This is a genomic window from Microcoleus sp. S13_C5, assembly GCF_036700845.1.
Taxonomy (GTDB): Bacteria; Cyanobacteriota; Cyanobacteriia; order Cyanobacteriales; family Microcoleaceae; genus Microcoleus.
Genome location: NZ_JAUBPR010000179.1, coordinates 1 through 9,845, shown reverse-complemented (window position 1 = coordinate 9,845; position 9,845 = coordinate 1). Strand labels below are relative to the sequence as shown.

The window sequence follows — 9,845 nt, the reverse complement described above, 5'->3', positions numbered from 1 at the left end:
ATTCCGGCACTGTCTTCTCCATGTGCCTCACCTTATCAGATTTTTTTGGTTTTTGCTACCCCCGTGAACTTCTACGAGAAAAAGAGTAGTGGGCTAGGTAGAAAATGGCGGTCGTATCGCCCAAGCTGTTGTCCTATTTTAGGTAGGAAGAGCAACGATATATCGGGGGCTAGGTCGGTCAGACCTTCAAGCTACAAAGGTAAAAAGACGTAAGAGGAAACTAGATTGGAAGGCATTAGAAAAGGATGTTAAAGAGAATCCCGATGACAGATTAATCGACCGAGCCAAGAAGTTTGGAACCAAACCTAGACCACGCTGGCATAAATAAGTGACCAGCTTAATCAGATGCCAGGAAACCCGACAAACTTCCAAACAAAAGGCTTAGCCATAGTGCGGTTAAAATAGTCAATAAAATCAAGAATCTGGTGCTGGAGGTTTTCAGTAGAAGTGAAACTACTGCGTTTGAGTAGCCGACGCACCAAAATCGAGAACCAACACTCAATTTGATTGAGCCAGGAAGTATGTTTGGGAATATAGACAAAGCGAATACGGTGACTCTCATCAGATAAAAAAGTGGCTCGTGTTGCCATTGATTGGAGAATGCCTGATGCACCTTTGACCCCCAAAGCCCCCTGGATTTTACAATGTTGGGCAACCAAACGTACCAGAGATTCAGATTGATGAATATTGAGTTGATCTACTAGGAAAATCCATCCGGCTTCTGGGTCAGTTTCAATTGTTTTTTTGATGTGCTCACAGAAATCTTCTTCTGTACGGGTTGTCCCAACCGTAGGCGTAATTACTTGACCCGTGGCAATATGCCAGTTGGCAATCAGTGCGACAACTCCATGACGAATATATTCAAATTCGATGCGTTCTACTCTTCCCAGCTTCATGGGTTGAGTCGGGTACGCCCTCTCCAAAGCTTGGATGCCTGTCTTTTCATCGGTACTGACCAAGTGAATACCTTTATCGAGTAATTCTTTTGTCTTCAGATGTAGAGAACAGATGTATTTGACCTGTGCTCTAAAAGCTACTGGGTCTTCTGGATTAGCGTTTAACCAGTATCGATGATGATGGGGTTGTAGAGTAGCTTCCTTTTAAAAAACGCCCCACACTGCGTGGGGAAATCTTCTCCACAATCCCTCGCTTTTTGGCTTCTTGAGCTAACTCGGTTGGTGTCCAATGGCTAACTGGGCGTTGGGATTTTTTGGGGTCTTCACAGGCTAGAGCGACAATTTGTACTACCTGTTCCACTCCGAAGAATTTGGGCGTGCCTGGACGAGGCACATCGCTCAAGATGTTCTCAATCATTTTCCTCAACTGTTTGTCACTGACCGCCTCGGCTTCTGCACTTGTTAGTTGCTCCTGAGCCTCTAGCCATCGCTGTCGCCATATCCTGACTCGCCTGGGCGTGTAATTGCAGTTGTTGACTGAGTGCTGTATTGTTCACTCCTCTAGCTGCCCCTAAAATCAGCTTTGTCCTTGTCACGAGGTTATAGGAGTTGGTGGTGCGGCTTGCTATCTGTTCCAGCAGAGCTTGTTGCCTAGTAGACAGGATAATCGGTTGAGCTTTAGGATTCGGCATTGATTGTCCAAGGCTTAAGTGACTTTTCTACGGCTGATGCTCGCACCCTCACTTTATCCCTTTTTGTTCTCTTTTTTACTGGTCACTTATTTCTGCCGCCCTGGTCTAGTGCCATATCTTAGGCCCTTAAAAAAATGAAAATCACCGAAAAAAATAACTTCGTTACGAGGAGAGAAACCGAGACTCAAGAATGAAATACTACTCTAATCTTAGATAAGTGATTAAATTATCGGGAAGTCAAAGTCGGGTTTTTCTTGATGAATCAGGATTTGAGCCGTTTCAAGATTGTGCTTAACCTGTTGCACATTTAAACTGTGATACAAGCATTACCCTTGTTTTTGATTTTGCGACTCCATTTAATTATTAATTGTCCTTCATTTAAGAGGTGGCGAGTCAAATATTATTGAAGTGTATATTCGTGGGTTACGGATTAAGTTAGAAGCAATTAACTCAAAACGCCGGCTGCATACTGTTCGGGGAGTTGGATACGTGTTGCGAGAGCAAAAGTGAGGAGAGGCGGATTTACAAATACTTGGGATATGAAGTATCGATACTGGTGAACCCCCTCCTATTATACTACCTATTTTTTTTTACAAAATATACTAGAAATCAGGCCGTTCCTGATAATCTTCCGCAGAACTCGGGTCTAATTCCCACCGACTTTCATCTCGATGTTCAAGCATCTCTGTTGTGTGCAAAATAGCCCCATCGGGCATTTCTATGCCCGCAGCGGCTCCGAGTTCGTCAACCATATCCAGGTCGGGAGTAGGCGCAGTTCCGCCCACCGATTGCTCGCCAGTGGCACTTTCTTGTTCCGCAGCAGGATCGCCATCCTCGCCACCGATTTGGGAACTGGTGGAAGAGTATTCCGCACTGCTGTCCTGCAAAATTGTTATGTCGTCTTGGCTCAATCCCGGTTGATCGATGACGCCGGTACCGTAAGATTCGGTAATTTCTTGAGGCAATTCGCTCACATTATCGCGTTCTGTTGTTGTTTTTGCGTTGCGTTTCTTTTCCTGTGCCACGATACTTGCTCCTGTTTTTTTTTGAACTCAATTAAATTTAAAATGTCCGAATTTGGCTTTAAGTGAATCGTTTTTACTAATTGCCGATGGCTATAATTAAATGGTATTGTAATTCCTATTTAAGCTGTTAGCTTCTATCCCAGGAAATATATTAATTTGGCTCAGCTATTTCATTGGGAATACAAAAAGCGATCGCCCTTTTGAAACTGGCGATCGCTTTTGAATGGGGAGGCTAATTCTATTCGGGAAAATCAGGAATTACCCATTTGGGGGGTTCCATCCGTTTCCTTCTCACGGCTTCCTCTGCTATTTCTAGCATTTTATCCAGAGAAGTATTTTCAATAAAGTTGGACGTTGCTTCTGCGTATTCCCGCTTCGGGCACTTGTCGCCCAGAACGCAGCCATTGACGCAAGCTACAGCACAATCGACAGTGTTCTCCACCATAACTTTTTTCCTTTCACGCTTCCAACAACTAATAGGCAGGTACTCGGGGTTAATTTGTCAAGAGACTGCTCTATATCTTTATTTTACTTCACAAACTGTTATCAAAGGTCGATCGCCAGGGCAAAACTGTTATAAAATCAAAGCAACCTACCTAATCTGCCGATCGTGAGCAATTTTCTGCGGCGCTTAAAACTTTTACCTTGGCGAGAAATGCTGCAAATTTCCGCCCTCGTCAACTGCATCGTGGTTGGATTGGAGTTATTTTTAGTGTGGGGTTTCACCCAATCGCGGCCAATCCGCAACGTCGTGACGCTGATTTACGGCTCCTCCCTTGAGAGATTGATCCCTTTTGCTGCTGCTGTGGGAATGGGAGCTTTAGCAGTCTACTTTTTAGAGTATTGGCAACAACAATTTTTGCTCAACCGAATTAGTTTGTGGGTTTTAGTTTTTTGCGTGCTCTTGGGTTTGGTGTTAAAGTCCTTCCTACCCATACCTCCTTTATTAGCAAGTTTATCGTACGCGGCACTAATCGGAGTTACGGTGGGAGTTTTTTGGAAGGGCCGGCCTTATTGGCGATAGTCATGCCATTTTAGATTTTAGATTTTATACCATTTTTTTAAAGATGTGATAGACTTGTGTAAAAACTAAATGAGAGCATTACAATGTCTGGTCGTCCTCATATAAAGATTACCGAATCTGTAGAAAATTTACGAGAAATCCTCAAACGGCAAAAAAGAATCCTAGCTTATAACAAAGTTCAAATGCTTTATTTATTTCAGTCAAAACAAGTAGAAACTGTGCGGGAAGTATCGACAGTTTTAGGTAAAAGTGAGGCAACAATTAATCGCTGGCTCTTTCAATATAAAGAGGGAGGTCTGGAAAATTTGTTAAAAAATAGGCAGGTTTTTGGTCGCCCAAAAAAGTTCTCAGTTGAAGTAGCAGCTTCATTGCAACAAGAGTTGAGAGACGCCGAAGGGTTTCAGAGTTATAAATAAGTTCATCTCTGGCTCTGGTTGATTAAAGGAATAGCCAGTAGTTACCCGGATGTATATTATTTAGGGAGAGGCTAATTAAAAAGTAAATTAAAAATTCCAAGACCTCGCAGTATTTCTCATAAATTTACGGCAATTAATGAATTTAAAAATAACTGGCATCAACAGATAAAAACTTTACTACACAAAGCTTTACCTCAAGTAAATAAATATAAAAAAGTCACTTATTGGTGTAGTAATGAACGATAGTTTAGGGCTGCATACAATTCGGCGACGCCTGACGCTTTCAGGTGTAAAGCCCCAAGGAAAGCATCAATGGAAATTTGAGTGTTTTTGGCTGTATGGGGCTGTATCGATCGCAAAAGAGAAAAAGTTTTTTTTGGGAGTTTGCCCATTTAGACAAAGTTGGTTTTGAAGCATATTTACAACTTTTGTCAATACAATATCCTCATGAATTACAGATCATTCAAGTAGATAACGCACGACTCTCATAATTTAAGCTCATCTGAATTACCAGACAATATCATTTTACTATTTCAGCCTGCGGCTTGTCCGTCCGTAAATCCCACAGAAAGAGTGTGGGAATATCTGAAAGATTTTTTAGCTTGGTCAGTGTTTAGTAATCTTGACGAACTCCGCATAAGAGTCCAGGAAATTTTGGTATCTTTCACCGATCGCGTCATTGGTTTTCTCACCGGATGGTCTTGGATTTTACATTCTTTATCTCCCTCACATCTTTTTAAAAAGGTATTAGGCACTCGTTAAAAGAAGAGTTTCGCTTTTTTTTGAGCCGAGTCAAAATTTAGGAGAAGGAACATTAGAACTAATTGAGTGGTTGAAAAAAGCACAACCATACTATAAAAAGAGTGTAGGGACAATAAAAAGATGGTGAGCAGGGATAGTAGGATATTTTGAGCAAAGAACAACCAACGGTATAGTAGAAGGAATTAACAACAAATTAAAGTTGTTGAAAAGGTGTGGATTTGGGTTGAGAAATTTTATTGATTTTAAAATACGTGCTTTACTTCTTTGGCATTTACCTAATAATTGAGCAGCGGTAAGTACGGCAGAACCAATTTCTCGAACCCGGGTTTCTCCAAGAAACTGGGGTTTTGAAGATGTACATTATTTTTATGAAACTACTTAGCGTCTAGTTAAAGTTGAGTGAGAAATGGGGAGCGCACTCTAAGTTTACCAGGTCGATCGCCTGATGGTCAAACTCACGTTACTACAAACAAGTTTTTACACTCTTCTTCCCGTTTATTCGAGCAATTCTACAGTGCCGAGATACCCATCAACTCGAACTTTTTGACCGTCTCGCAGGCGAGTTGTTGCTTCAGCAATATTCATGACTGCGGGAATTTTGTACTCGCGAGCGATTATTGCTCCGTGAGATAGTTGGCCGCCAACTTCGGCAATAATTGCTGTTGCTCCTAATAGCAGCGGTGCCCAACCTGCATCGGTGTAAGGAACTACTGCGATCGCATTTTCTCCTAAATCTGTGTTCGCAGTGCGGCAAATCTTGACAAAGCCTTCGACACGGCCGATACTCGCGGGAATTCCCTGGATGATATTAGTTTCCGATGTCGCAAGTTCGATCGCCCTTGTCTGAGAATTGGGCAGCAAATTGCCGTAGACTACGGGGGGAATCGGGCGATCGCGATCGGCTACCAGGCGATCGCGCCTTTCCCTAATTGTATCCTTAAACGAAACACTTGCACCGCTACGAATCCACTGCTGAATTTCCCCAAATTCCACATAAAAAATATCCCCGCTTTCCTGAAACATCTGCATTGCCAACCCGCAAGCTTCAATCTCCAAAAAAGTCCACCGTAAATGAGCCAACAACCGCGCGTAAATTTCGCTAATTTCGTTTTTTACAAGCGCTCTTTCTTCACATTTATCTAATCGCCACTTCAGCGAAAAAGTTAATCCTATTTTACGCCTCTCAACTAAATTACTTTCGGCTTTTTGAGCCATAGTTATTAGCAACTTTTGATAAATTTCCGGTTGTTCTCGCCAAGTAGGAACAGCAATATCCGTTCCCACCTCGCTCAAATATCCATAAATATCAAGCCACTTTTCAAAGTCTGCTTGTAAAGCCGGACTTTCCGCAAATCTCTGTGCTAAATGTCCTACTGAAACAGTTTCGTCAGGCTGCGAAACTGCACCTTGCCGCAATTTCTTAGCCAACTGCTGTAAAGCTCGTACAGAAGCAATTTCAGGAGCGGTGTCATTGTCCAGCAATTCATCGGAAACGCGAAAAATTGCCTTGCGAATAGCCAGCCCGATCGGCCCTAATATATTGTAGTAAGTAATCGGTTTCAGCCACTCCTGAATTTGCTCCGCTCTCTCCAACAATTCCGACAAATGTTGATAATTGGGCATTAATATTTCTTCGCTCGAACCTCTTCCTTCTTCCTTCTTCCCTCTTCCCTCTTCCTTATCCAGACTTTGCAGTGCCGGGAGGAAAATAGAAGTACGATCGCCCTTAAATTCTGCATTGAGCGCCCTTTCTCGCTGCACTAATCGCCACAAACCAGGCAAATTGGGCACAATCTTCCTCAAAGGCGGCTTGCCCATTTTTTGCCCTCTGAGCAAAAATTCCAAACCCTGCTCCGGCAATCCCATCATCCGAAAAATTTCGCCCAACAAAGTCGCATTAAAATAAGCGTGAGAACCCAGCAAAGTGGCCGTTTCATTAAAGTTTAAGCCACTGGCGCGATCGCCCAAAACCACCTTGAAAATCTCTCCCCAAACCCCGCAAGTCAGCGGGCGATTAATCGACCAAGTTAGGGGGCGAATTGCACCGGGAATCACTTCTGCTGCAATAGTGCGCGTCCAAAAAGGCTGCAAATTAGTAATTGGCCGGCTTTGCAAAATCCAAACTTTTTCCCCGTCCCAACTCCATTCAATGTCCTGCGGAATTCCGTGAAAAAATGCTTCAATAGCTTGGGCTTGTTTCACCAATTCTGCTAAAATCGATTGAGCAAGAATTGAATTACTTTTAAGTTCAGTTAATTGTTTTTCTAAGGATTCAGGTGTACTAAAATCAATTTCTAAATGAACCGGAGTACATTTTCCGCCGACAACAGCTTCGGCTCCTCCCGGTAAAGCTTCTATAATTACCTGGGAACCGCCATCTAAAGGATTGCGACTGAACATGACTCCCGCAAATTCGCTGTCAATATAAGGCTGAATTAATACAGCCATTTGGGTGTCTGGCAGTTGTCGCTGTCGGCGGTAAGCCACTGCTTCGGCAGTCCAATAAGACTGGCGACAGCGATTAATTGCATCGAGCAATTCTGCTTCAGTGAAAACAGGGCCAATGGTTTGATATTGTCCGGCCGCAGAACTCGTATCGCCATCTTCTCCCGCAGCAGAAGAGCGAACAATTATGCGATTTTGGATTTTGGATTTTAGATTTTGGATTACAGAATTACTGATTAACAGCCGATCGGCATTTTCCTCATTTCTTCTTCCTTCTCTCCTCTTCCCTCTTCCTTCTTCCTTCTTCCTTCTTCCCTCTTCCTTCGATGACAATATAAAACCAGCAGGTACGTTAAAACCAGCACGTTTCAGTTGAGACAATTTAGCAGCTTTATCGCCGCAGATTGCAGCATCTAACGAGTCATCAAGAGAAAACAATTGCTCTGATTTAGATAAAGCCATATCATCACCCTGACTGAAATTAATTGCTGCTAACAACAAAGCTAATCCTGTTGCTGCTAAAAATTCGGGTATTGATTGTCGCCACACCCAAACCCAGATAGGAGTACACAGACACCCACAACGGGAAGCAAAGAGTCTCGCCCGATCGCCCTCACCCCACCACCGCTGTGCCAAACCCCACACCAGCAGCCCCCAAATGCCCGATGATACAGCCATCGGTGGCGAAAATACCAAAAGACCCCAAACAGCGTTGGTCACCCCTCCACCTCGGGCGATCGCATATCTGCCTGCAACTAGAGGAATTAACAGGGCGATCGCGATCGCAGGTGCATCCGGGAAGCAAAATCGCCCCGCCAAAACCGGCAAAATACCCCTGGCAATTTCCGCCAACACTGCAGCAATACCCGCTAATTTACCCCCGTGAATGAAAGCAGCAGACACGCCCACATTCCCCGTACCCAGCGCCCTCAAGTCTCGGCGGGTAAACACGCGCACCGCCCATCCCGTTAGCGGTAAAGCACCCAGGCTGAAACTAGCAGCCAACAGCAATGCTATTGTCGGCAACGGCATAAAATCAGCTCTCCTATTTTCAACCTCTAAACATTATGAGGGCAATTCAGTCAATTTTTCTGTCTTCCGATATATCAACCAAACGGCATTAACACTTAAGATAATGTAAAAGTAGAGTAGATAAGGATTTAGCTTAATGATAGATATCAGCTTGACCACTCCCATAGCAGTTGTTGTTGCACCCATCAGGCGAGTAATGATTGAGCTGCTGATGCAGCAGCCCGTGCCGGAATCAAGTGTCAGCTTGACCACTCCAGTATTAGTTCTTGTTGCTGGCTTTATTGCGGCAGCTACGATCGGCTCGATCGCGTGGTACAACTCCAAGCGCCCCCCCGGCTGGGAATCCAAAGAACGCCCTGATTTTGTACCGAAAGTTGATAAAGACGATTTGATTGCTGATGTTTCTGAGTCAAAGAAGAAATAGAACAAAGCTGTTTTAGAGCGGAAAAAGGTTTGAGAGTAATAAAAATTACCCTTGCATATCTCTTTTATAGGGTGCGCTTTGGCGCGCCTTACGCTATGTAGAAAGGCTTTGAGTGAATAGTTTTAATTGACCGAAAGCACTAATGTCAAGAAAGGGAGCGCTCATCCCGCGATCGATCGCTTTCTTTACATTGATGCAATATATCATTAGATAGATTTAATCATAGAAATTTAGAAGTTGACTACAGCTTTGGAGTTCTCTTGAAATTAAGACTCTTTTGGGGGGCTGCGTTTGAGATATCTCACCACCTCTTCGTAAATTTGACTGCTAAGGCGATCGCCCCGAGGAGAATTTTCCAGTTTAATGTCATAAGTTTATGGTTTCGAGGCGCTCTCAGCCAATGCGGCTGCTTGAGGCTCTAACTTTTCTTCTACGCCTAATTCCGTCCGCTTCAAAACCAACAAGGTGATGTCATCAAACACTTTTTGAGTGCCGATATGTCGTCGTAAATCGTCAATCACCACTTGCTTGATTTCCTCAGCCGATAAATGCCAGTTTTGGGTAATGACTTCACACATCGCCTCCACGCCATATAGTTTTTTGTTAATGTCTTTTGCTTCGGGAATACCATCGGTATATAGCACTATACCATCTCCTAAGTCTAGCTCTATTGAAATGTGACTGATGAACTCAGCAATGTCATCGTCAAGAGCAATCGGAAAACCTAAATCCATCGTGTCTATTCGCTCAATTTGTCCGCCTTGTCGCACAATGATTGTTTCTTCATGCTGACCACTGATGCTGACCCATCCTTTTGAGTAATTTAAAATCGCTAGGGTGAGACTTTTCTCGGAGTTCATCCGCTGGACGTTTTTGTAGAGGGTGCGGTTGATCACATCTAGAAACCGCACCGGATCTAGTTCGCGGATCTCATTGAGGGTACGAACGGCTGTTTGCGCCATCAGCATCAAGATGCCACTTTCAAGTCCATGTCCAGTGACATCGCCGATGCCAAGAGTCACAACGCCATCGGTGTTTAAAACATCATAGTAGCAGGGTAAGCGCATCTAATTTGGTCTTTTAAAATACAGATTATTTGGTCCAAAGATGAGAGAGCAATATTTTTACA

Annotated in this window: 9 protein-coding genes and 5 pseudogenes; 7 read left to right on the top strand and 7 right to left on the bottom strand. The window is 43.6% G+C overall.

The annotated features are described in order from the left end of the window. Positions 1–115 precede the first annotated feature (115 nt). Positions 116–307: pseudogene (locus QUA04_RS27445) on the top strand (IS630 transposase-related protein); the annotation flags it as partial. A gap of 34 nt (positions 308–341) precedes the next feature. On the opposite strand, the gene QUA04_RS27440 reads toward QUA04_RS27445, so the two are convergent. The 3 genes from QUA04_RS27440 to QUA04_RS27430 all read right to left on the bottom strand — a co-directional run bounded on the left by QUA04_RS27440 (position 342) and on the right by QUA04_RS27430 (position 1,588). Further along, a complete protein-coding gene (locus QUA04_RS27440) occupies positions 342–959 on the bottom strand; it encodes a transposase (protein WP_333263290.1) in 618 nt (205 codons plus the stop codon). A 91-nt stretch (positions 960–1,050) separates the two neighbouring features. Next, positions 1,051–1,314 carry a helix-turn-helix domain-containing protein gene (locus tag QUA04_RS27435; protein ID WP_333263286.1) on the bottom strand — a complete coding sequence of 88 codons (264 nt, stop codon included), beginning with the start codon at positions 1,312–1,314 and terminating at the stop codon, positions 1,051–1,053. A gap of 16 nt (positions 1,315–1,330) precedes the next feature. Further along, a complete protein-coding gene (locus QUA04_RS27430) occupies positions 1,331–1,588 on the bottom strand; it encodes a hypothetical protein (protein WP_333263283.1) in 258 nt (85 codons plus the stop codon). A 122-nt stretch (positions 1,589–1,710) separates the two neighbouring features. On the opposite strand from QUA04_RS27430, the pseudogene QUA04_RS27425 reads away from it, so the two are divergent. Together QUA04_RS27425 and QUA04_RS27420 are read left to right on the top strand one after the other, a co-directional pair. Next, positions 1,711–1,880 (top strand): annotated as a pseudogene (locus QUA04_RS27425) (IS630 family transposase); the annotation flags it as partial. Between the two features lie 95 nt (positions 1,881–1,975). Then, a pseudogene (locus tag QUA04_RS27420) lies at positions 1,976–2,098 on the top strand (winged helix-turn-helix domain-containing protein); the annotation flags it as partial. Positions 2,099–2,190: 92 nt separating this feature from the next. Here the strand turns inward: QUA04_RS27420 and QUA04_RS27415 are convergent. Continuing rightward, a complete protein-coding gene (locus QUA04_RS27415) occupies positions 2,191–2,613 on the bottom strand; it encodes a DUF6335 family protein (RefSeq protein ID WP_333263280.1) in 423 nt (140 codons plus the stop codon). Positions 2,614–2,851: 238 nt separating this feature from the next. Beyond that, positions 2,852–3,058, bottom strand: coding sequence for a hypothetical protein (locus tag QUA04_RS27410; protein WP_190734170.1), 207 nt, complete (start codon positions 3,056–3,058; stop codon positions 2,852–2,854). A gap of 165 nt (positions 3,059–3,223) precedes the next feature. Between QUA04_RS27410 and QUA04_RS27405 the strand changes: the two genes are divergently transcribed. The 3 genes and pseudogenes from QUA04_RS27405 to QUA04_RS30105 all read left to right on the top strand — a co-directional run. After that, on the top strand, positions 3,224–3,637 hold the full coding sequence (locus tag QUA04_RS27405) for a peptide chain release factor 1 (protein WP_333263277.1): 414 nt from the start codon (positions 3,224–3,226) through the stop codon (positions 3,635–3,637). 83 nt (positions 3,638–3,720) lie between these two features. Beyond that, on the top strand, positions 3,721–4,053 hold the full coding sequence (locus tag QUA04_RS27400) for a helix-turn-helix domain-containing protein (RefSeq protein ID WP_333263274.1): 333 nt from the start codon (positions 3,721–3,723) through the stop codon (positions 4,051–4,053). A gap of 850 nt (positions 4,054–4,903) precedes the next feature. Continuing rightward, a pseudogene (locus QUA04_RS30105) lies at positions 4,904–5,101 on the top strand (transposase); the annotation flags it as partial. Positions 5,102–5,310: 209 nt separating this feature from the next. On the opposite strand, the gene QUA04_RS27395 reads toward QUA04_RS30105, so the two are convergent. Further along, positions 5,311–8,292 (bottom strand): glycerol-3-phosphate acyltransferase, encoded by a 2,982-nt coding sequence (locus tag QUA04_RS27395; RefSeq protein ID WP_333263271.1) that lies wholly within the window; start codon positions 8,290–8,292, stop codon positions 5,311–5,313. Positions 8,293–8,503: 211 nt separating this feature from the next. Here QUA04_RS27395 and psb35 point away from each other — a divergent pair, with 211 nt between their 5' ends. Then, on the top strand, positions 8,504–8,716 hold the full coding sequence (gene psb35, locus QUA04_RS27390) for a photosystem II assembly protein Psb35 (protein ID WP_333263293.1): 213 nt from the start codon (positions 8,504–8,506) through the stop codon (positions 8,714–8,716). A 374-nt stretch (positions 8,717–9,090) separates the two neighbouring features. Here psb35 and QUA04_RS27385 read toward each other — a convergent pair. Continuing rightward, positions 9,091–9,768, bottom strand: a pseudogene (locus QUA04_RS27385) (PP2C family protein-serine/threonine phosphatase); the annotation flags it as partial. Positions 9,769–9,845 lie beyond the last annotated feature (77 nt).

Bases quoted from the DNA above. Each gene is read 5' to 3' on its own strand.
- QUA04_RS27435 (WP_333263286.1), bottom strand. From the start codon at position 1,314: ATGATTGAGAACATCTTGAGCGATGTGCCTCGTCCAGGCACGCCCAAA.
- QUA04_RS27430 (WP_333263283.1), bottom strand. From the start codon at position 1,588: ATGCCGAATCCTAAAGCTCAACCGATTATCCTGTCTACTAGGCAACAA.
- QUA04_RS27410 (WP_190734170.1), bottom strand. From the start codon at position 3,058: ATGGTGGAGAACACTGTCGATTGTGCTGTAGCTTGCGTCAATGGCTGC.
- QUA04_RS27400 (WP_333263274.1), top strand. From the start codon at position 3,721: ATGTCTGGTCGTCCTCATATAAAGATTACCGAATCTGTAGAAAATTTA.
- QUA04_RS27395 (WP_333263271.1), bottom strand. From the start codon at position 8,292: ATGCCGTTGCCGACAATAGCATTGCTGTTGGCTGCTAGTTTCAGCCTG.
- psb35 (WP_333263293.1), top strand. From the start codon at position 8,504: ATGCAGCAGCCCGTGCCGGAATCAAGTGTCAGCTTGACCACTCCAGTA.